This window comes from Anaeromicropila herbilytica, assembly GCF_016591975.1.
Classification (GTDB): domain Bacteria; phylum Bacillota; class Clostridia; order Lachnospirales; family Lachnospiraceae; genus Anaeromicropila; species Anaeromicropila herbilytica.
This window is the reverse complement of record NZ_AP024169.1, coordinates 902,017-923,209: the sequence shown is the minus strand read 5'-3', so window position 1 is coordinate 923,209 and position 21,193 is coordinate 902,017. Positions and strand designations below refer to the sequence as shown.

Genomic DNA, 21,193 nt, shown 5'->3' with positions numbered 1-21,193 from the left:
CTTATAGTCCCCTTCTATATTTCATTCCTAAAAACTCGCTAAATCTACTATGAAATGACGACATTCTAGAACGTGAAATAGTAAGAATTGTATTATCTTCTAATGTAATCTCTTTTCCTGTTGCTTTTACTATGTTTGTAAAATTAACAATATAGCTGTTATGAGCATATTCAAATCCATAATCTTTTAATTCTTCATATATATTCTCTAGTTTTCTATTGCTAATAATATCTTCATTCCTATCTTCACTTCTATCCTCTTTATCCAATTGCCTTTTGGCCTCTTTGGTAATAAAGATTTTACTCCCCCTTTTCATCAAGGATATGTATAGAATATCTTCCACCTTCAACTTTACTGCTTGTCCATCACTTACCGCATAGAAATATGGAATCTTCTTTCGTCTGATCATCTCTTGCAATACTTCGTCTAGCTCACTATCTAGTTCACTTCGCTTAAAATATTTCATTAGGTAACGATATGGTTGCGCCTTAAAGGATTCTGTTGTTGGTGCAACAATCCCACTTAAAAAGACTAATACTGCATTTTTATTAACCATTCGTATCCTCTTTGCTGTCTCAGTACCATCTATCCCCTTCATTTGAATATCTAAGAAGATCAAATCATGCTCTTTACTAGCCTCTTCAATAAGTTCTTCACCAGACTGATATTCAAAGAATAATATTTCTTCTGGACACGTAGGCCTATTCTTGATTATTTGTTTTAGTCTCTCGATATCTTCAATACAGTCGTCACATATAGCCACTTTATACAATCACATTATCCCCCTTCGATTCTAATGACTACTTTTAGCAAAATAATCCATTTATAACCTATTATAAGTAATTTGACAATTTATTTCAACCAAATCCAATTGATACAAAAGGCTTATTTAAACACAATTTTCTAAGAAACTGTAAATCTAAAATTTGATTGTTATTATTTCCAATTGTATATTTGTCTATTTTTTCGGTATTTAGTTTTGTCAATATACTAATTGTACATTAAATTGCACTAAAAAAAATACTAAATTTTATCTAAATTATTCTATATTGTTTATATCAAGCGATAATATTTTAGATTGCCCAGAATAAACTTCTAAAAATTTATTAAATACGACGAAATCAAACATAATCCTTAATTAGTCTTGTAAATTAAAATTGATAAAGATATAATAATTTACAAGATTGTTAATTATTAGTCAAGGAAGATTCTGATGCCAAGTATTGATGGTTCATCCCCTAACTAAAGTAATTCAAAATACGAAGCATAGAAGTTTATATAGAATTTTGCTAATATTACAAGATCTTTTACACTCAATTACTTAAATTTCACTTAATTTTACTCAGAAAGAAGGATTAAACATGTCAAAGATGAATGATTGTCCTGAAAAGCTACCATTAACTGATGAATACATCGAGAAAATGGATGCTTACCTAAGGGCAGTAAATTACTTATCAGCAGCACAACTTTACCTACTTGACAATCCACTTCTTCGTGAACCATTAACAATGGATCAGATCAAGAAAAAGATTGTTGGACACTGGGGAACCGTTCCTGGACAGAACTTTATCTACACTCACCTAAACCGTGTGGTTAAAAAATATGATCAAAGTATGATCTATATCTCAGGTCCTGGACATGGTGGTAACTTCTTCGTATCCAATTCTTACTTAGAAGGAAGATACAGCGAAGTATATCCAAGCGTAAGCCAAGATATCGAAGGAATGAAGAAATTATTCAAACAATTCTCTTTCCCAGGTGGTATATCCTCACACGTTGCTCCTGAGACTCCAGGATCAATCAATGAAGGTGGAGAACTTGGTTACTCATTAGCTCACTCTTTTGGTTCTGTATTCGATAATCCAGAATTAATTACAACTTGTGTTGTAGGTGATGGTGAAGCTGAAACTGGTCCTTTAGCAACAGCTTGGCATTCTAATAAATTCTTAAATCCAGTAACAGATGGTGCAGTTCTTCCTATCTTACACTTAAATGGATACAAGATTAGTAACCCAACTATCTTCTCTCGTATCTCACATGATGAAGTAGATAGCTTCTTTAAAGGTTGTGGATGGAAACCATATTTCGTTGAAACTACAGGCGCTCCATCAACTGTTCACCGTTTAATGGCTGAAACACTTGATAAATGTATTGAAGAAATCAAAGAAATTCAAAGAGCTGCAAGAGAAGACGGCGATCTTACTCGTAAGATGTGGCCAATGATCGTTCTTCGTACTCCAAAGGGATGGACTGGTCCAGAAGTAGTAGATGGCAACCAAATCGTTGGTTCTTTCCGTGCTCACCAAGTACCAATCACTATGGAAAAACCAGAACATCTTGACCTATTAAAGAGCTGGTTATTAAGCTACCGTCCAGATGAATTATTTGACGAAAATGGTCGTCTAGTTCCTGAACTTCAAGCTTTAACACCAACTGGAGACTTAAGAATCTCAGCTAATCCACACACAAACGGTGGTAACTTACTTCGTGATCTTCGTCTTCCAGACTATCGTAACTATGCTGTTGACGTTCCTTTCCCAGGTTCCGTAAAAGCACAAGATATGATTGAATTAGGCGGATATGTTCGTGACGTATTTAAGCTAAATGATGAAAATCAAAACTTCCGTATCTTCGGACCAGATGAAACAATGTCAAATCGTCTTGGTAAAGTATTCGAAGAAGTAAACCGTAGCTGGGCTGCAGAGAAATATGATTCTGATGAATTCCTTGCTTCAAATGGACGTGTTATGGATTCAATGTTAAGTGAGCATATGTGTGAAGGTTGGTTAGAAGGATACTTATTAACTGGACGTCACGGATTCTTCTCAACTTATGAAGCATTTGGACGTATCGTAGATTCTATGGTATCACAACATGCAAAATGGTTAAAAGTAACTTCTGAATTACCATGGAGACAAAAGATTGCTTCCCTTAACTTAATTCTTACTTCAAACGTATGGCAACAAGATCATAACGGATATACTCATCAAGATCCAGGTTTCTTAGGACATCTTGCAGATAAAAAAGGTGAGTTCGTAAGAATCTATCTTCCACCAGATGCAAACAGCTTATTAGCTACTTTTGATAAATGCCTAAGCAGTAAGAACGTAATCAACGCTTTAGTTACTTCAAAACATCCAAGTGCTCAATGGTTAACAATGGATCAAGCTGTGAAACATGTTAAACAAGGTATCAGTATCTGGGATTGGGCAAGTAATGATCAAGGTGAAGAACCAGACTTAGTAGTTGCATGTGCTGGCGATACTCCAACTTTAGAATCATTAGCTGCTGTTACAATCTTACGTGATAACTTACCAGAACTTAAGATTCGTTTTGTCAATGTCGTTGAATTATTAAAATTAGATTCAAATGGAAAATATCCATATGCATTAAGTGATGCTGAATATGATGCAATCTTCACAAAAGACAAACCAATCATCTTCGCATTCCATGGATACCAAGCATTAGTTCATGATCTTACTTACAACCGTCATAATCGCAATCTTAAAGTATGTGGTTACCAAGAAGAAGGAACCATTACTACTGCATTCGATATGCGAGTTCAAAATGAACTTGATCGTTTCCACTTAGTACTAAATGCTCTTGAAAGACTTCCTGAGCTTGGAAACAAAGGAGCTTCTCTTGCTCAACAAATGCGTGACAATTTAGTTGCTCATAAAGAACAAATTCATGAATATGGTGTAGATCTTGAAGAAGTAGTTAATTGGACATGGCATACACCTGAAAGTAAATAGTAGTAGACTATTATTTTTTTGAAGAGTTAGTATGTTTACTAAACTTTCTATGTAGTTATATTAATAAAATGCTAATAGATAATGTAACTTTATAACACTTTCTATTATCATACATGAAAAAGGAACATCATCACATACCTATTTTATCTAGTAGGTCGTGATTGATGTTCCTTCTTCATGTTATATTCTTATGTTGATTCTTAAGTCAGATTGTTTCCTCAATAAGTTCATAATTACATATAATTATATTTTCGACGTTCTACCCATTCTATGGATAATCTTTTTTATGATAATCAGCAATACACTCCATCCCACCAAGCCCCCTGCCACTTCGTAGAATAACTTATTCCAGTTCTGACTTAACAAATGGTAATATTGTGCTCCTTTGCATGTTGGGTATAACGACAGATAATTATCTTTATTCGTTAACCATGCATGATATAGATTCTTATAATGTTGTATGTCAAATACTCTTTCCTTTGGTAACCATCGGCCTATCAGGTCAAAATTATATGTAAAAATATTGCTGATTAGGATGCAACAAAGGATAACCGCCATACTATATAAGATTAAGCGAATTAAGATTACAACTAAGTCCTCCTCCAGAGACTTCTTCGTTCCTGCCTCTAAGCACTTTCTTCTTAGCACTTTTCCATATTGCCTAATATCCCAATACACAGTAAGTAACACAAGAATCAGTATCATAAGCATGAATAGAAAGCTCATAACGTGATTTGGCAGATCTATATACCTGTTACTTTCTAAAAAGGAATACTCCGTTGTATTTTCGTTCAGCTTTGTGGTTCGATATAACTCTCTCATAAGAGACTTAACCTCTTGTATATTGGTTCCTTTTGCCACTGGTATTGTAATTCTTGAATAATTTTCTGGTTCCTTTACTTCAAAGGTAGTCCCCTTTGGACATATCTTCTTTAACATCCATACCGGATAAGAACTTGTAAAAAATGTTCCTTTTTGGGGAACTAATTCAATTCTTCCCTTCTGATCTAAGATATTATCCTTCTTAATCCGAACACTACTTCCTTCTAGAATACTTTTTGAGGATTCCACTACTACATTTTCCAGACTACTTGTAATATCACATTCTTCTGCTGTTTTATTATTAATGGATACCGAATTCTCTACTATATTATATGGATTAATCTTATTATCGCCAAGGTCAACAGTATATACCTTTGTTGATAGCCCATCATCACTTGTAATAGAAGCTCTTGGTATAACATAAGTAGCTGTCCCATAATCATATGTAATCTTAAACAAGCATTCCTTAACGTTTTCTGTCTTAGCTATGTCTATCTTTCCTTCTTCTGTATAAGCCTCAACCTTAGGTTTTACTCCTTTTAATGAACTTTTCATAGAATACTCAGGTTGCCCATTAGTAATACTCCCAATTGCCCAATCCACTTGCTTCATTTCTTTATAATCACTATCACAAATGGTTACTTCTGGTTTCATCTCCCATGAGATCCATTTACTAATCAAGGTCATAACAAACATAAAAAGTAAAAAACCTGCACATGATTTTAAGCCTAATCTGCTATGTGCACTATCTTCTTTTTTCGTTCTTCTTAAATGAATCATTTGATACCCTTGCCTTTCAATATTTGATGTTCTATTGAAGATTTTATTTTCTAAATCATTTGCATTTTCCTTATTTAATAATTTGATAGTCAAAAGCCTTTCAAAACCTACATTGTGTATATTGATGTATCATTATTAATTTTTGCGTAGTCCGGCCAATGTCGTCAACTTAACACTTGTAGTAAAAAAGGTTACAAAAAATTGTACAAAAATAAAACATCATATTTGATTATTTATAAAAATAGTGTAAACTATATGAGCGAGCAGTTTTTCATTTTATAATGTATATTATAAAGTGGATTTTGTGTTCTGGGAGAACTTCATCCTGCTTCGCATTTTCTTTCGCTCATAAGAACGGTTTGTACGTACTTGTGAGCGATTTTTTATACCTATTTTTATCAAATTATTAATAACCTTTTTAGCAATACGATAGTTACAAATCAAAGTATATAGCTTATTAAAAAGATAGTTTACTAGAATATTTCTATTTGTTTTATAACATGTTGTTTTCTTTGTTTCCTGTTGAATATTAGATATTTCTTCATTGCAAACAGAAGCAAACATTGATAATAGGTTTGAAGCAAACATCGCAGCATAAAATTCCTGTTCAATTGCTTCCGGTTTTATGCCCATAAAATTTTCTAGCTTTAATATCGATTTGACTTCACGATATTTCGTTTCAATCCCCCACCTTATAAAATATAGTTCTTTAAACATTTCAACAGTTATATTGGGGTCAAAAAGATTTGTAACAAGTGTCTCTTGTAAGCCTGATGGCAAATCAAACTTTATAACTCTTAGCGGATAGGAACAGTCGTTATGAGAATACTGTATTGAAGTATCACCATAATTACATTGATATACCGCTTTTAACGCACCATGGGACTTTGTTTTATGTCTCATTACAAAGAAACATTGCTTTTCTTGAAGTTGCGCATAGAGTTTTCTAGATGGATAACCTCTATCAAAAATAATAATTGGTGCTTTCTCTCCGTGAACTTGATTTAAATTAAATTCATCGATTAATGTTTGGGCTTGAACTAATTCAGAAGTACGATAATGAACGAGTTTTGTATTAAGTAAGTTATCATTCAAAACATCATACAAAGCCGAAGCAGAAGCCAGAGCGACAGGGTCATATTGATTTTTTTTAGAACCATAATAAGTTTGATTTTCTTTTGTGTTAGGAATCTGCAATGAAGTACCATCAATCGCTAATACAGGGTGACCATTCCAAGTATTAAGGTTTGATCTTGTTTTATTAACATCAGTAGTCATTAGAAAAATTTCACGAAAAGCATCAGGTTTAATTTTAAAGCGAGCTTTTGAAAAAGCCTGTTTTGAAATTGAGTCAATTGCAAGGTTTGAAGAATCTATGTAATCGGAAAGAGCCACAGATAAAGATTTTTGTGGCTGACTTAAAAGGAATAAAATAATATCCTTAAAAGTTAATTTTCGATTACGATTAAAGCTTTTTTGATTAATCCTATGTTTTTCAATAAACTCTTCGCTAGTAATAAGGTTATTAACTGATTTTAATAAAGATGATATTTTTTTAATCATAATATGAAGTCCTCCAAAATTTAATAGTAAAAATGTATCTATTAAAATTTTGGAGCAAACATTTGTTTGTCAATTTGCATTATAAACAAAATTATGTTTATTTTTTATACAGTATTAAATTGTAAATTCTTAAGTTGACGACATTGGTAGTCCGGCCGAAAGTATTGTTTATATTTTGTCAAGACTTAAAGTGAGAATAGGAACGTAAGTGAGTAAAGTTTATACATAAACTTGTCACTTGTTCTGAGGCTTGTAAAAAATATGATGCTTGAGGGAAAGGTAGCTAAAATTCATAATAATACAGCGATATACACTCAGTAAACTAAATAAGGCTTTTGTCATTGAATTACTTAATTACACTTAGACTAATTCCCTCTATCATATCATCGCGAAAATATCGAAAAATCAGCAATGGCAATATACTAAATATAATTCCTCCTGCTAAGATTCCTTCATTTGATATATTACCCAACCTCAGAGAAAGTGGATATAACTGAATATTACTTAAGAAGATCTTAGGTTGTTCAATCATATTCCATAAATCGATAAATTCAAGAACAATATAAGCTGAAATGGCTGGTTTACATAAGGGTACTACTAACTTACGAAATAATCGAAACCCAGATAATCCATCTATTTTACCTGCGTCTAACAGTTCCGAATCAATTCCCTGCATATATTGTGTCATCAAGATGGTTCCAAAGGTAGCAAATAAGTTCGGTAAGATAACACCTGCTCTATGATTCAATAACCCGAGAGAATGTATGGTTAGATATTGTGGAACTACCGTTGCTTGAAACGGTAATAGCATGAGCACTATGTAAAATACAAATAGAATCCTTTTCCCTGGAAACTCAAAACAACTAAATCCATATCCAGCTAGAATGCTTATGATTAGGCTTCCTATCAAAATGCAGACAGTATAGAACACTGAGTTCCAAAAGTGGATATAATATTGATAATCCATCAATATTATTTTTTCATATCCAATAATTGACCACCTTTTAGGGAACAGATGAAAATTACTATACAATTCATTGTAAGGCATAAAAGATCGCAAGGTTAACATGATAATTGGAAATACACAAATAATAGCAATACACCCTATTACAATATTCTTTCCTATTGATTTACATAACTTTTTATTCAATACGCCACCCCCTATTCCACACGAACACGATCTTGAATTTTTAATAATCCTACAATAAATACCGATAAGATTGCAATTACAATAAAGGCTGCTGTACATAACCTCTGATAGTTTAGATTCAGGAAATTATTGTTCATAAAATGTTGCAACATATAGATATCAAGTGGTGGTGTCTCTCCATAGATGGTATAGATCTCCCGATATATTTTTAATCCATTCATTACTGCCAAGATTACAACAAAGATTAACAGTGGAAGAATCTGTGGAAGCATAATGCGAAATAAAAATCCCATATTCGAATCGGAATCAATTCGATAAATATCTTTATATTCCCCAGGTACTGCTGTCATGGCTCCATTCAGTATTACAATCATATATCCTGTATTCTTTAATAGATAGATAAATCCTATAACCAGAAACGCATGATGATTCATAAAATCCACTGTTCCAATTCCGAAACTAGTTAAGATTCGATTCACCAATCCCTGATTCCCCAATAATTGTTCCACACATAATACTAAGGTTGCCGATGGTATTACTAACGGAGTTAGTAATATCACACGAATTAGAGCACTCTTTTTCCCCAGCATCATGTAGCTGATGGTTAATGATAAAAATAGTAACAGTGGAACTAGTACACCTATGAATATACCTGTATTCTTAACCGCCTGTATAAAAACAGGGTTATGAAATAAATCTATAAAATTCTGTACTCCAACAAATCTTTTTACCGATACTCCTTGAGTAAAGGTATATGCTAAACTTCTAATAAATGGTAATATATAGAATATGCAGATACCGACAAATCCCAGCAAGAGGTAATTCTCTCCATGATGCTTTTTCACTCCGATTCTTTTTTTCAATGGATTCCCCTCTTTCTATTTATTCATTCAGATGTAACCATACATCCTGTTCTGCTTTCTTTATTGCTTGGTCTAATGTAATCTTTCCATCTACATAGTCTTGCATTGGTCCACTTATATAATGCGTATATTCGTTTGGATATAAGGTATCAATTTTGTCATAGTTCTTCGATAGCATATCATAATATTCATTATATTTTTGTTCTGATGCTACCTTCCATTCATCTCTCTTTGTATTTTTCTTCCATAACTTCTTATCCACTTTTAGATTTAAAGGAATACCCCATAATGAATCTAGACTCTGAACCTCATCTTCAAGAAGGAATTCCATAAACTGTAGCGCTTCCTCCTTTTTCTTGCTCTGATCATTAACGGAAAGCATGATTGATGGGATACTGCAATAATTCTCCGATTTTTCTCCACATATTCCTGGTAAATACTCTTGCGTTGCACCAATTACATCATTTGTCTTATAATATTGTGATGTTTCAAAACTTGGATCATTCCAATTCCAATTATTCGTAAGATCCCTTCTAGAATAAGTTTGTAATAATGCACCTTTCTCAAAGCCATTAATCATAATTGATGCCTTATCATCTAGTTTTACATCGAGATCTTTTTCATTATAACCATAGAGAACTCCATAATCAGATACTTGTTTCCATTTTTTCACAAGTTCCTTAAACCAGTCCTGATTCAGATTACATTTCTTTTCTTTCATATTAATTAGCTCATTCACATTATTATTAATCATTTGATCAAGTTGATCAAATCCTGAAACACCTACGCCTAATATTGTATGATTTGTTTTACCTTCTGCATGCCATTTAAGCGCGATATCTAATAAATCATTCCACGTAAGCTTAGAATAATCCGTTATTCCAACTTCCTTTGCTAACTCTTTATTGATACCATAATAGTATAAATTAATTCCTAACGGAAGTGCTCTTAGGTGACCATCTATCTTTAGCGCATTCAATGCACTTTGATTCAAATCATCATAGCAAGGAACTTTCTTAATCCATTCTGTTAAATCCATATAAGCGTCTGTACGTAGTAATGGCGTAAACTTAAGTCCATGACTAGATATAATAAGATCACCATAATCCCCTGTCAGAATCTTAGTCATCATACGGTCTGCATAGTTATTAAAATCATTACTAAACTCACTTGCTGAATTGTATGCAGCCTCAATCTTTACTTCTCTTTCTGGATATTTCTTCTCATATAGTTTCACTGCCTCCTCTAAGAAATTCATCTTATAAGGAACTGTTAAAGTAATTGAACTCTCTTTCTTTTCTGCTTTCTTAGGCGTATATGTATATATTCTAAATTTACCACTGAAGTGTCCTGACTTATCTTTTACCCAGATTTCCTCCAAAAGATATATCTTCCCTTCCTGAGCAGTAAACTGCGTTATTGTCCTAGTATCTTTAATACTCGTATCCACTGCAAAATCAAATACAGTTTCAAACTCATTCATATTATTAATATCATATCTACGAATTCCTTCATTACCTCTTATATATAACTGTTGATTAGCATTATCATAGGATAAATCTCTTGGTCCAAAGTTATCTATTATACCTAAATCTTCTGTAATGATGGAATCTCCATCACATATCCACCTCATAATACCATATTTATTATCTATTGAGACTAACTCTCCATTCGAAATAAGTTCCATATCCTTAATTGTACTATCTTCTTTTAATAATTTTCCTGTCTTATCAAATATAAAAAACATTTTTTTACTTGTTTCTGGTATAACTCCTAATAAATATATATTGTTTTTACCTAATAGCACTTTTCCATTCCATAATTTTTTGTATTCTTTTTTTAACTTATCGTTATCTAAGTGTATCTTATGCTTTATGCCCTGATCAAAAGATATTACATTCCATTCTAACGTCTGTTGATTTATGTACCATCCCCAAAGTGTACCATTATAATCAATCGTTGTACCTAATATATGACTTCCACCAACTTCCAGTATATCATTCGTTTTACTGTATTTCTTAAAGAGAGTTTTGTCTTCTACTGAATAATATGCAATATCATCTTTATCATCACAGTATGCAACTTTTTGATTAAACTTTTGGAACTCTGCAAATATTGATGTATCCGCATAAAAACTTCTCTCTTTTCCTTTTGTTTCATCATATACGTACTTTTTAGGTGCATCTTTTAAAACTACTTCTTGATTATCTGAGATATTAGTTTTTGTTACTTCCTTGGTTGTTGATTTGTTGTTTTTGTTTTTACTAATTGCTTCTGATTTATCTTGTGTTTTCTGATATAAATAGAAGCCCCCTCCCCAGATAACAATTAGAAGAACAATTAACAACGGAATTACTGCTTTACGTTTCATATATTTCCCCTTTCTTTATTCAAAAAAAGGTAGCAAAATAAAAGTTCTATTTTGCTACCTTTTTGTAGTTATTTGTATTTTTTTCCTTTTATTTCTATATTTTATCATTTCCCATCCCACAAGTAAAGTTTATTCAGAAATACAATCCATTTTATTCTTATGGAACATATATGTAGAGATATGTTTTGATAAAATAATTATTTTCCCACTAAAGTAAAAGAATTGAGTGCAGATTTTTATAACAGATTATAAATAAAGAAGGGTATCAAAACCCTTCCAACTCTTATACTATGATAAATGCTCAAAATATATTAAATCTAAAATAAATAAAACATTACAAAAGATTTAATATCCGATCAACAACACCTTTATCTAACACCACATTATGCCCCGATATCACTGTATCAAAGTCCAACTCCTTATACCTTAACAAGCTTTCTCGATATACACTCTTATCGCATGCAAGGCTCGGAACAATCTCCTCTACGGTATCCCCTATGTTATCGCCAACATTTAATACTTTATCTACTTCATCAAGCACGCTTATGCAGTCCGCGGAATGACCTGGTGTATAGAAGATTCTTATCTTGTCTTCTGGAAAATAGATCTCAGTATCAAATGTAAGATTAGGCAGACATTTGTGTGTCTCTCCCTCGATATACTGTTTGTACTTCTCTTGTATCTCATCCCATTCCACTTCTAAGATTTCTCTACACTTGCTGTGAGCAATAATCATAGAATCCTTGAACAAGTAATTTCCCCATATATGATCCCAGTGATAATGTGTATTGATAACAATAACTTCTTTCTTCTCTTGTTGCAACTGTTCAACGATAGGCTTAATATGCTCTGAGCCAAGACCTGTGTCAATTAAGTAGTTATACTTACTCCCATGAATGACTTGAATGTGTAAATCCCATTCTTGATTAATGTTCTTGGAATATACCACACTTCTGTTTTTAATCTTTTCTATTTTCATTGAAATAATAATTCCTTTCTCTTTATAATCAATAGTTAAGTAGCTTTAATTAAGTGTACTGAGTGTATATCGCTGTATAATTATGAATTTGGGCTACCTTTCCCTCAGGCACCATATTTTTTACAAGCCTCAGAACTAGCGAAAATACTCACTCACGTTCCTATTTTCACTATGAGTCTTGACAAAATATAAACGATACCTTCGGCCGGACTACGCCAAAATTAATAATTATACATCAATATACACATTATAAGTTATAAAAGGCTATTTGACCCCAACATTATCCTAGCAGATAATTTATAATTCTATGAATCATACCTATTATTATAGCGGTGAATTGTATAAATTACCATTTTTTTCTTTGCAGTATTTTATTCTATGCTATATCTAACGATATAGATCCGCTGATAGCGCCATCAAAGTATTCTCATCCAATACTTCATAATAACATCCACATTTACTCAGAACACCTTTCGTACATAAGACATTGAGTGTACGAAGCAAATGTCTGTAGCTTGTACCTAGAATCTCTGCAATATACGTTAGATTTTCATCAAAGATTATCTTATTATGTCCAGACTGAGTTACTCTCTCTCCCGTTGTGTAGATGTAACTTGCTAAACGATTCTCTAAGGAATACAACAAGTTGATGGAGCTATTTTTACTAGATTCTTTAAGCTTTGTTCCTAGTTCTCTACAGATAGCCCTTAAGAATTTAGCATCCTCTAATAGATATAGGTTAACGTATTCAAAAGCAATCGCGATACAATAGGTCTCTTCAATTGCTTGAACATTGGTAAATGTGTCTTTGGAAGTAAGAACTTCTAGATCCCCTAATATCTGAAATCCTTCATAGAATCTTAGCAAGAGTGACTTTCCATTGCTTAATGTGGTAAATGCCTTTGTCTTACCGCTTACCAAAAGCATAAGCGCCCACACATCTTCCTTATCACTGATCAGGTATTCATTCTTCTTAAAACTTACTAATTCCATGTATTCTCGCATGTCTTTTGTAAAAAGCTCATTAACGGAATATTTCTTAATATAATAATCTAATTTGGCTTGATCTTGAATTCGTTCCATTTGGTCTCCTGTCTACAATTAATGCATTCTATTATAGCTTTCTATCTAACTTCACTTTTATGTCGTAACTTTTACGAGTTTGTGAAGTTATGCCTATTTCAAAACTTTTCTCTATCTTAATTCCAGAAATAAATAATAATATGAGTTGTCCCACAAATGACCTGTTTCAAAAACTAGCCTGGCAATTTGCACAAAACAGAAAAAGCGATTGCGCCTTTGAATATGTATTAGAAGATCTTGTTCTCGGATCATTTCGTGTTATATGCTCGGACAGATCTGTCTGAGCGCAGCGAGTTATCTGTCCTAGCATATGTTTTACACAAAATGATCTGAGAACTAGAACTTCTTATACATATTCAATGAAGCATGAGTTTTTCTGTTTTGTGCAAATTGCCTAGACTACCGCCCAAACAGGTCATTTGTCGGGCAACACATAATATTTTCTTTAGTATGACATATGTCATATATCAATGCAAGGAATCTATGGTACATTGATTATCAGAAAATTTGATATTAAGACGATAATATGTCTTATGGAATCAAGAAAGAAACGAAAGGAAATCAAACTCTATGAATTATTTTATATCTTTACTGATTGGTGCCGTTAATTCTGTCATGGTATTCTTAAATGGTACTGTATCCGACCATTTTGAAAGCTTTAGTTCTAGCATTATCATTCATACCGTTGGTTTTATTGCAATTATTGCGGTATTATTACTTACCAAAACTAAGATTACTCTTGATAGAAAAACCCCTTTATACTTATATAGTGCTGGACTTATCGGAGTTGGAACCGTAGTCTTTAGTAACATTAGTTATCTTCATCTAGGAGTATCTCTTCCATTAGCCATCGGCTTACTTGCACAAACCATTTTTTCAATTATTATAGATCATTATGGAATATTAGGAATGAAAGTGATTCGATTTAACCCAAAGAAGACCATTGGCTTAGTTCTTATGGCATTTGGTATTGTCATTATGATTATCTATTAAAAGAAAGGAAAGTGAATTCATGTTATTCATATATTTATTAGCTGCTGCAGGCTCTGGTATAACCATTGTACTTGCTCGTATTATTAATTCAAAATTAGCAGAGAAAATCGGTACCCTCCAAGGAACATTGATTAATTATATTGTTGGGCTTATCGTATCTATCCTATGCTTCTTCGTTAGTAAAGAAAGCTCTCTAATCACTATCTCCCGTTATCATTCCGTACCAATATGGGCTTATTTCGGCGGAATTGTCGGAGTGATTACCATTCTATCCTCGAATTATATAACTCCTCGAATTTCTTCTTTTTATCTGACTCTCCTCATATTCATCGGTCAATTATTTGTGGGGATTGCTATTGATTATTTTATTCTTCAAGAATTATCACTTGGAAAGTTAATTGGTGGTATCTTTGTTGTATTGGGACTAAGCTATATACTTTGGGTTGATAAGAAAGAAGCTCTAGAATAAAAATAACGCTGCTATCTTAGAACCTAATATGGATTCTAAGATAGCAGCGTTATTTTTATTTTGGAAGGCAGAACTCACTTCAATATCCTATCTGAATATTTTTCTAAGATGGAATTATTTTCATTTACTGCTATTATTATAATTCCCATTCCTTAATGTACATTCTTTATCATTAAGCCCAAATCTCTTCTAATCAGCTTGACAGCAATACATAATCCATATAAAATGTGGTCAGTTAGTGTAAACTAACTTGTCGCATTTTATTATATTTAGAAAGAAAGAGGAAACTTTATGAAATCAAGAAAGTTAAGTTCCATGTTTGTTATTATATTAATGCTGTCATTGACGGCTTGCTCAAACAAAGTAACAAAATCATCCGATTCAAAGGAATCTGCAGACTCATCAACTAAAGCAGAAACATCTGCTTCTAATGATAGTTCCACTGATACGAATGTAAGTTATCCAATCACCATCAAACATGCCTTTGGAGAAACAGTGATTGAGAACAAACCAAAGAATGTCGTTACAATCTCTTGGGGAAATCAAGATGTTCCTTTAGCTCTTGGCGTTGTTCCAGCTGGTATCTCACAAGCCAATTATGGTGTAACCGATGGCAGCGGCCTTTTACCTTGGACAAAAGAAAGGTTCAAAGAATTAGGCGTTAAAAAACCAGTCATCTTTAACGATACTGATGGCTTAGATTACGAAGCCATTAGTGATGCTAATCCAGATGTAATCCTTGCTTCTTATTCTGGAATTACAAAAGAAGAATATGACCTATTAAGTCAAATAGCACCTGTCGTAGCTTACCCTACTGCTGCTTGGCAAACATACTGGCGTGACCAGATCATACTTGATGCAACTGGTATGGGTATGAAGACAGAAGGTGAACAGCTAGTGAGTGACTTGGAAGATCTCATTGCAGATAAGACAAATGCTTCTCCACAATTAAAAGGTAAGACTGTAGCATTCTTCTACTTCAATCCAGCAGACCTTGGAAAGTTCTATGTATATCTTCCTACCGATCCACGTGCCGCTTACTTAAATGATCTAGGAATGAGCATCCCTGCAAGTATTGCAAAACTTCAAGAGGGCGCATCCAGCTTTTCGATCGAACTAAGTGCAGAGAAAGTTGATATCTTTAGAGATGTAGATATTATGGTTGCCTATGGTGATGATACTTTATTAAAAGCCTTACAAGCCGACCCTCTAATTGGAACAATTCCAGCTGTAAAAAGAGGATCTGTTGCACTTATTCCAGATGGTACACCTTTAGCAGCCTCTGGTACACCAAGTGCTCTATCCATTCCTGCAACCATTGATGAATACCTAACCATCCTAAAAAAGGCGGCTGATAAAGTACAATGAAACATACAAGAATAATCGCCATACTGATTGGAAGCCTCCTAAGTCTAGTGTTATGTATATTGGCTTCTCTCATATTCGGAGCTCGTTATATCAGTCTTCCTGAGGTGATTGAAGCTTTAACGCACCCTGACCTAGATTCTCTTAATGCGATTGTCGTTCATGAACGTATTCCAAGAACCATTTTTAGTATCATCGCCGGTGCATCCCTTGGGGTGTCCGGTGTTCTGATGCAAGCGATCACACGTAATCCTATTGCAGATCCTAGTATCTTAGGAGTGAATACTGGCGCATCTTTATTTGTAGTTAGTGGTATTACTTTTTTTCACATTAATACAGCGGGGCAATACATCTGGTTTGCTTTAGCTGGTGCTACTTTAACAGCAGTCTTTGTCTATGGAGTAGGTTCTATGGGTTCTGGTGGTGCAACACCTATCAAACTTGCATTGGCTGGTGCTGCTACCAGTGCTGCGCTATCTTCATTAGTGAGTGCACTTGTATTACCTCGAACAGAGGTTATGAATGCCTTTCGCTTCTGGCAGGTTGGAAGTGTGAGTGGCGCTACTATGGAAGGAATTACATCTGTACTTCCATTTTTCATTGTTGGATTAATCATAGGTATTCTATCTTCTCCAGCACTGAATGCTCTCGCATTAGGAGACGATGTTGCCACTGGTCTTGGTGTAAATACTGGACTCGTAAGAATTGCAGCTGCACTGGCTGGAGTGCTACTATGTGGAGCAACTACTGCATTAGCTGGTCCTATTGGCTTTGTTGGGCTTATGGTTCCACATATGATGCGTCTCCTCTGTGGTCCAAACCTTAGTATCCTTCTGCCTATGTCTGCATTTGGTGGTGCAATTCTATTAACCATATCGGATGTAATTGGAAGACTCCTTGGAAATGGTGGCGAACTAGAAGCAGGTGTTATCACTGCTTTTCTTGGGGCTCCAATCCTTATATTCATTGCTATGAGAGCGAAGGTGCGATCAATATGACAAAAAATAATCTTACTACCATACAAAAAGGATATCTTCATCGCCGTAACCGGTGGATGATAGTAACCAGTCTTCTGGTTATTCTAACACTTATTCTTTCTACTACCATGCTCTTATTAGGAAATACTAGATATCCTCTAGAAGTCGTACTTCGCGTACTGATGGGCGAAGAGATAAGAGGTGCTTCGTTCGCCATTGGTACGATTCGTTTACCAAGAATGCTTTCTGGACTTCTTGTTGGAATCGCATTTGGTATTGCTGGAAGCACTTTTCAGACAATGCTTCGCAATCCACTTGCAAGTCCCGATATCATTGGCGTTACATCTGGTTCTAGTGTTGCAGCAGTATTTTGCATACTAGTACTAGAGCTAAGTGGAAGTATTGTATCGATTGCTGCTGTGATCACAGGACTTATCGTTGCTATTCTAATCTACTTACTTTCCAAAGGAGGAAGCTTCTCTGGAGGTAAGTTAATATTAATTGGTATTGGTGTACAAGCTATGTTAAGTGCTGTTATCTCCTATCTATTACTAAGAGCCTCTCAATATGATGTGCCAGGTGCACTAAGATGGTTAAGTGGAAGCTTAAACGGAATGCAGATGTCAAGTATCCCCGTACTTTTCCTCATAGTGTTCATCTTTGGACTTGTCATCCTCTTACTTGGAAGACATCTTAAAATCTTAGAATTAGGAGAACAGTTAGCCATAACTCTTGGGTTAAACGCGAACCAAACAAGAATATTATTGGTACTAAGCTCCGTATTTCTTATTGCTTTTGCTACTTCGGTTACTGGACCGGTTGCTTTTGTAGCATTCCTCGCTGGCCCTATCGCCGGCAGACTTATTGGAAATGGGACATCAAATACCTTACCTGCTGGTCTTGTTGGTGCCATCTTGGTACTTGGCGCAGATCTAATTGGTCAATATGCTTTTGACACAAGATTCCCTGTAGGCATTATTACTGGTATTCTAGGTTCACCTTATCTCCTAATTTTACTTATTCAAATGAATCGAAGGGGAGGATCCTCATGACAACAACACCCATATTAAAAGCAAATAATATCGTCGCTGGGTATGACAATAAAATTATTAATAACGGAATCAGCTTAGTCGTTCCTAGTGGTAAGATTAGTGTAATCATAGGCGCAAACGCTTGTGGAAAATCGACTCTCCTTAAGACTCTAGCTAGACTAATCAAACCCATCTCTGGTGAGATACTACTTGATGACAAAAAAATAAATAAGATTCCATCAAAGCAATTAGCAAGAACCTTGGGACTACTACCACAATCTCCTGTTGTGCCAGAAGGTATTACCGTAGCTGATCTAGTTGGTAGAGGAAGATTTCCTTATCAGACCTTCTTAAAAGGTTGGGGTAAGAAGGATTATGAAGCAGTTCAAGAAGCTCTTGAGATTATGGGAATTACAGATCTCGCGAATCGAAGTGTGGATGAACTCTCAGGTGGTCAGCGTCAAAGAGTATGGATCGCGATGGCACTCGCTCAACAAACCGATATTCTTCTACTAGACGAACCTACAACTTTCCTTGATATTACCTACCAAGTGGAAATATTAGACTTATTGACCGATCTAAATAGAAAACGAGGCACCACTATTGTCATGGTGCTTCACGATATTAATCTATCTGCTCGCTATTCAGACTATATCTTCGCTCTTCATAAAGGTAACTTGATTGCTGAGGGTTCTCCTGATGAGGTTATATCAGAAGAATTGATTCAGAAAGTGTTTAGCTTAGAGTGTGCAGTTATTAAAGATCCCGTATCCGGGTCGCCTTTTATTGTTCCGAAGGGAAGGCACCATGTTATGGGGTAGATGGAAGATTCGATAATATTTTTTTGCTAATTCTTATAAAAGAAAAACTCGTTAGTGCTTAATTAATTTCAACTAACGAGTTTTTTATTGCTAATATTTAATATACGTTTTAGTTTTTAGTTTAAGTTTTCTATCTAATAGCTCAGAAATCTAATACATCACAATAATAAGCCAATTTTTGTTCCATTCAATGTTGACTTATTAACATATAGGGGCTATTTCATATAATTGGTTATACTCCTCACTTCACTATCTTTTTTTAAATATTTTTTTAGTTCTGAATATTTATATCTAATATCAACATAACCTCCAAACGTATCTGATACCTCTATACATAATCCTAATGAATCTTTTGTAAAATAACTAAATATAGCTGGCTCGTAATCATATGTAGAATCTGCATGATTAAAATATTTGAGTAAAATATTATAGTCATTATTCGAAATCATATCTTCTAGTGCATAATTTACCATACTTTCTTCTGAATCTCGATAATTCATACATTTATATACAAATTCTTTATTAAGATTCATATAGTCATTTAACTTCACTTTTGTACCTCGATTGATATCCATATTAACAGTGTACATAAAATTATTAACATGCACAGCCTTGTTAGCATATCCCGATCCACTATATTTAACACTAAGTAAATTAGAGCTATTCCACATAATTTTATAATCAATATCTAAATCTAAGCCCTTTGATTTCCTATCATACCAATCAAATGCAAACATAGCATTTGTCTTAAGCATATTATTTATATATTTTTGCTTTTTACTATCCTGTAATCCCCATATTTGTGGATATTTAATTTGGACTCCATCTTTAATAAATATCCTTTTATCTATTGAATATTCTTTTGTTGAATTAATCTTTTGTTCATCCGGTTGAGAGGCATACTTATTTATTTTACTTACTTTCTTAAAATCATCCATGTTATAAAGCTGTAGATACTTTATTGTAAGACTTTTTATCCAACCAACATTTTCTTTTGGTCTTTGTATATCATTATTTGTTATTAAACTAGGAGCAATGCTATAGTTTGAAGTTTCCTGATAATATTTTGTGTTAAAATTATTCTCTGTAGTATGATCCTTATTTCTACTAGAATCTAATTCATCGCCTATTATAGCTTTATGAGTAGTTACAGCATGATTTCCACCAATCATCAGAATTAACAAAATAGGTATTATCATAACTAAAATTGCTCTCTTTAATATTGCTCTACACTTCATTGTCTTCTCCTGTTATAATATCCATGTTTCTGCTCTAGCTCCTAAGGTATCAATGTCTGCCTTTTGTCTTTCATACTTATAATTTTAGTATTAGATCTGCAATTTGTAAACAATCCTCTATTTTATATGTAAATACATCACTCCCGAACCTTTTTGAAAATACTTGACAGATTTCTAATGCTAATTCCTCCTCAGTTATTTGAATATTATCTTTAATAATATTCTTAATTAGTTGAATTTCTCTACTGTATTCATCCTTTGGAGCCATTGGAAATAAATCTATTGGGTCCCATTTATTTACGATCTGTGCAATACCTTCTCTCATAACTTTCCTACTTCCCATATAGTTTATTTATACCTGCTAAAAATTATATCCCTTACAGGCACTACAATATTATCATATTTACCTATTGTTAATTCTCTATTTCAGCTTTTCAATACTAATATTTAACGAAACCACTTCGACTATATTATCCTGAAACGGGAAGATATAATGTTTTGACTTGTCAAAAAAGCTGGCATGATAATCCGTTTTGTTTAAAGTTATGTTTAAGTTATTAATCCATTTTGAATTATCTTCAAACAGAATATATGAAGATTTCATTCCATCCATTAGTAATTTTGACACATCAAAACAATCTATTGTAGTAATTTTAAATTCTTGTATTTGAGAAAACATAACGCACCATCTTTTTTCATCTTCATCATCAAACTCAATCGTTATTTGAGTGCCATCAAAAAATATCTTTTCAAGCGGTGTTTCATGAATTTTAACTTGCTCTGTATAAATTTTTATAGCCATTTTATCACCTTAAAAATCCTACAATAATTTCACCCTCATGATATAACTCTATAATAACTTGTTCACTAACAGCAAATATCCATGTATCAAAACTAACAGCTGTTATATCATCAATAACATTTATGAATACT

Annotated in this window: 19 protein-coding genes; 7 read left to right on the top strand and 12 right to left on the bottom strand. The window is 33.6% G+C overall.

What is annotated here, in order from left to right; all coding sequences use genetic code 11:
* Nucleotide 1: 1 nt before the first annotated feature.
* Nucleotides 2-763 carry a LytR/AlgR family response regulator transcription factor gene (locus bsdtb5_RS03855; RefSeq protein WP_271716046.1) on the bottom strand — a complete coding sequence of 254 codons (762 nt, stop codon included), beginning with the start codon at nucleotides 761-763 and terminating at the stop codon, nucleotides 2-4.
* Nucleotides 764-1,361: 598 nt separating this feature from the next.
* Here bsdtb5_RS03855 and bsdtb5_RS03850 point away from each other — a divergent pair.
* Nucleotides 1,362-3,755: a phosphoketolase family protein gene (locus bsdtb5_RS03850; protein WP_271714736.1), complete on the top strand. Its 2,394-nt coding sequence runs from the start codon at nucleotides 1,362-1,364 to the stop codon at nucleotides 3,753-3,755.
* 243 nt (nucleotides 3,756-3,998) lie between these two features.
* On the opposite strand, the gene bsdtb5_RS03845 is transcribed toward bsdtb5_RS03850, so the two are convergent.
* The 7 genes from bsdtb5_RS03845 to bsdtb5_RS03815 all read right to left on the bottom strand — a co-directional run bounded on the left by bsdtb5_RS03845 (nucleotide 3,999) and on the right by bsdtb5_RS03815 (nucleotide 13,366).
* A complete protein-coding gene (locus bsdtb5_RS03845; protein WP_271714735.1) occupies nucleotides 3,999-5,450 on the bottom strand; it encodes a hypothetical protein in 1,452 nt (483 codons plus the stop codon).
* Nucleotides 5,451-5,645: 195 nt separating this feature from the next.
* Nucleotides 5,646-6,920: an IS4 family transposase gene (locus bsdtb5_RS03840; RefSeq protein WP_271712180.1), complete on the bottom strand. Its 1,275-nt coding sequence runs from the start codon at nucleotides 6,918-6,920 to the stop codon at nucleotides 5,646-5,648.
* 346 nt (nucleotides 6,921-7,266) lie between these two features.
* Nucleotides 7,267-8,070, bottom strand: a complete 804-nt coding sequence (locus bsdtb5_RS03835; RefSeq protein WP_271714734.1) for a carbohydrate ABC transporter permease — start codon at nucleotides 8,068-8,070, stop codon at nucleotides 7,267-7,269.
* 11 nt (nucleotides 8,071-8,081) lie between these two features.
* Nucleotides 8,082-8,933 carry a carbohydrate ABC transporter permease gene (locus bsdtb5_RS03830; protein WP_271714733.1) on the bottom strand — a complete coding sequence of 284 codons (852 nt, stop codon included), beginning with the start codon at nucleotides 8,931-8,933 and terminating at the stop codon, nucleotides 8,082-8,084.
* A 19-nt stretch (nucleotides 8,934-8,952) separates the two neighbouring features.
* Nucleotides 8,953-11,304 (bottom strand): extracellular solute-binding protein, encoded by a 2,352-nt coding sequence (locus tag bsdtb5_RS03825; RefSeq protein ID WP_271714732.1) that lies wholly within the window; start codon nucleotides 11,302-11,304, stop codon nucleotides 8,953-8,955.
* 334 nt (nucleotides 11,305-11,638) lie between these two features.
* Nucleotides 11,639-12,283 carry an MBL fold metallo-hydrolase gene (locus bsdtb5_RS03820; RefSeq protein WP_271714731.1) on the bottom strand — a complete coding sequence of 215 codons (645 nt, stop codon included), beginning with the start codon at nucleotides 12,281-12,283 and terminating at the stop codon, nucleotides 11,639-11,641.
* Nucleotides 12,284-12,670: 387 nt separating this feature from the next.
* Nucleotides 12,671-13,366, bottom strand: coding sequence for a cyclic nucleotide-binding domain-containing protein (locus bsdtb5_RS03815; protein ID WP_271714730.1), 696 nt, complete (start codon nucleotides 13,364-13,366; stop codon nucleotides 12,671-12,673).
* Between the two features lie 570 nt (nucleotides 13,367-13,936).
* On the opposite strand from bsdtb5_RS03815, the gene bsdtb5_RS03810 reads away from it, so the two are divergent.
* From bsdtb5_RS03810 to bsdtb5_RS03785, 6 genes are all read left to right on the top strand, one after another.
* Complete coding sequence (locus tag bsdtb5_RS03810) at nucleotides 13,937-14,359, top strand: DMT family transporter (protein ID WP_271714729.1); 423 nt, start codon at nucleotides 13,937-13,939, stop codon at nucleotides 14,357-14,359.
* Nucleotides 14,360-14,378: 19 nt separating this feature from the next.
* The gene (locus bsdtb5_RS03805) at nucleotides 14,379-14,828 is read left to right on the top strand and encodes a DMT family transporter (RefSeq protein ID WP_271714728.1); all 450 of its coding nucleotides are present in this window, start codon (nucleotides 14,379-14,381) and stop codon (nucleotides 14,826-14,828) included.
* A 291-nt stretch (nucleotides 14,829-15,119) separates the two neighbouring features.
* Nucleotides 15,120-16,196: an iron-siderophore ABC transporter substrate-binding protein gene (locus bsdtb5_RS03800; protein WP_271714727.1), complete on the top strand. Its 1,077-nt coding sequence runs from the start codon at nucleotides 15,120-15,122 to the stop codon at nucleotides 16,194-16,196.
* Complete coding sequence (locus bsdtb5_RS03795; RefSeq protein WP_271714726.1) at nucleotides 16,193-17,191, top strand: FecCD family ABC transporter permease; 999 nt, start codon at nucleotides 16,193-16,195, stop codon at nucleotides 17,189-17,191. The genes bsdtb5_RS03800 and bsdtb5_RS03795 overlap by 4 nt, the downstream gene beginning before the upstream one ends.
* On the top strand, nucleotides 17,188-18,222 hold the full coding sequence (locus tag bsdtb5_RS03790) for a FecCD family ABC transporter permease (RefSeq protein WP_271714725.1): 1,035 nt from the start codon (nucleotides 17,188-17,190) through the stop codon (nucleotides 18,220-18,222). The genes bsdtb5_RS03795 and bsdtb5_RS03790 overlap by 4 nt, the downstream gene beginning before the upstream one ends.
* Nucleotides 18,219-19,022, top strand: a complete 804-nt coding sequence (locus tag bsdtb5_RS03785) for an ABC transporter ATP-binding protein (RefSeq protein ID WP_271714724.1) — start codon at nucleotides 18,219-18,221, stop codon at nucleotides 19,020-19,022. Before bsdtb5_RS03790 ends, bsdtb5_RS03785 begins: the two co-directional genes overlap by 4 nt.
* Nucleotides 19,023-19,237: 215 nt before the next feature.
* Here the strand turns inward: bsdtb5_RS03785 and bsdtb5_RS03780 are convergent, their stop codons facing one another.
* From bsdtb5_RS03780 to bsdtb5_RS21995, 4 genes are all read right to left on the bottom strand, one after another.
* On the bottom strand, nucleotides 19,238-20,260 hold the full coding sequence (locus tag bsdtb5_RS03780) for a hypothetical protein (RefSeq protein ID WP_271714723.1): 1,023 nt from the start codon (nucleotides 20,258-20,260) through the stop codon (nucleotides 19,238-19,240).
* A 76-nt stretch (nucleotides 20,261-20,336) separates the two neighbouring features.
* Complete coding sequence (locus tag bsdtb5_RS03775) at nucleotides 20,337-20,585, bottom strand: DUF1871 family protein (protein WP_271714722.1); 249 nt, start codon at nucleotides 20,583-20,585, stop codon at nucleotides 20,337-20,339.
* 96 nt (nucleotides 20,586-20,681) lie between these two features.
* The gene (locus tag bsdtb5_RS03770; RefSeq protein WP_271714721.1) at nucleotides 20,682-21,062 is read right to left on the bottom strand and encodes a hypothetical protein; all 381 of its coding nucleotides are present in this window, start codon (nucleotides 21,060-21,062) and stop codon (nucleotides 20,682-20,684) included.
* Between the two features lie 4 nt (nucleotides 21,063-21,066).
* Nucleotides 21,067-21,141 carry a hypothetical protein gene (locus tag bsdtb5_RS21995; RefSeq protein ID WP_456318959.1) on the bottom strand — a complete coding sequence of 25 codons (75 nt, stop codon included), beginning with the start codon at nucleotides 21,139-21,141 and terminating at the stop codon, nucleotides 21,067-21,069.
* Between the last annotated feature and the right edge of the window lie 52 nt (nucleotides 21,142-21,193).

What these genes read in the sequence shown, in the direction of transcription:
- bsdtb5_RS03850 (WP_271714736.1), top strand. Translation starts at nt 1,362, where the DNA reads ATGTCAAAGATGAATGATTGTCCTGAAAAGCTACCATTAACTGATGAA.
- bsdtb5_RS03840 (WP_271712180.1), bottom strand. Translation starts at nt 6,920, where the DNA reads ATGATTAAAAAAATATCATCTTTATTAAAATCAGTTAATAACCTTATT.
- bsdtb5_RS03825 (WP_271714732.1), bottom strand. Translation starts at nt 11,304, where the DNA reads ATGAAACGTAAAGCAGTAATTCCGTTGTTAATTGTTCTTCTAATTGTT.
- bsdtb5_RS03820 (WP_271714731.1), bottom strand. Translation starts at nt 12,283, where the DNA reads ATGAAAATAGAAAAGATTAAAAACAGAAGTGTGGTATATTCCAAGAAC.
- bsdtb5_RS03815 (WP_271714730.1), bottom strand. Translation starts at nt 13,366, where the DNA reads ATGGAACGAATTCAAGATCAAGCCAAATTAGATTATTATATTAAGAAA.
- bsdtb5_RS03810 (WP_271714729.1), top strand. Translation starts at nt 13,937, where the DNA reads ATGAATTATTTTATATCTTTACTGATTGGTGCCGTTAATTCTGTCATG.
- bsdtb5_RS03805 (WP_271714728.1), top strand. Translation starts at nt 14,379, where the DNA reads ATGTTATTCATATATTTATTAGCTGCTGCAGGCTCTGGTATAACCATT.
- bsdtb5_RS03800 (WP_271714727.1), top strand. Translation starts at nt 15,120, where the DNA reads ATGAAATCAAGAAAGTTAAGTTCCATGTTTGTTATTATATTAATGCTG.
- bsdtb5_RS03795 (WP_271714726.1), top strand. Translation starts at nt 16,193, where the DNA reads ATGAAACATACAAGAATAATCGCCATACTGATTGGAAGCCTCCTAAGT.
- bsdtb5_RS03790 (WP_271714725.1), top strand. Translation starts at nt 17,188, where the DNA reads ATGACAAAAAATAATCTTACTACCATACAAAAAGGATATCTTCATCGC.
- bsdtb5_RS03785 (WP_271714724.1), top strand. Translation starts at nt 18,219, where the DNA reads ATGACAACAACACCCATATTAAAAGCAAATAATATCGTCGCTGGGTAT.
- bsdtb5_RS03780 (WP_271714723.1), bottom strand. Translation starts at nt 20,260, where the DNA reads ATGAAGTGTAGAGCAATATTAAAGAGAGCAATTTTAGTTATGATAATA.
- bsdtb5_RS03775 (WP_271714722.1), bottom strand. Translation starts at nt 20,585, where the DNA reads ATGAGAGAAGGTATTGCACAGATCGTAAATAAATGGGACCCAATAGAT.
- bsdtb5_RS03770 (WP_271714721.1), bottom strand. Translation starts at nt 21,062, where the DNA reads ATGGCTATAAAAATTTATACAGAGCAAGTTAAAATTCATGAAACACCG.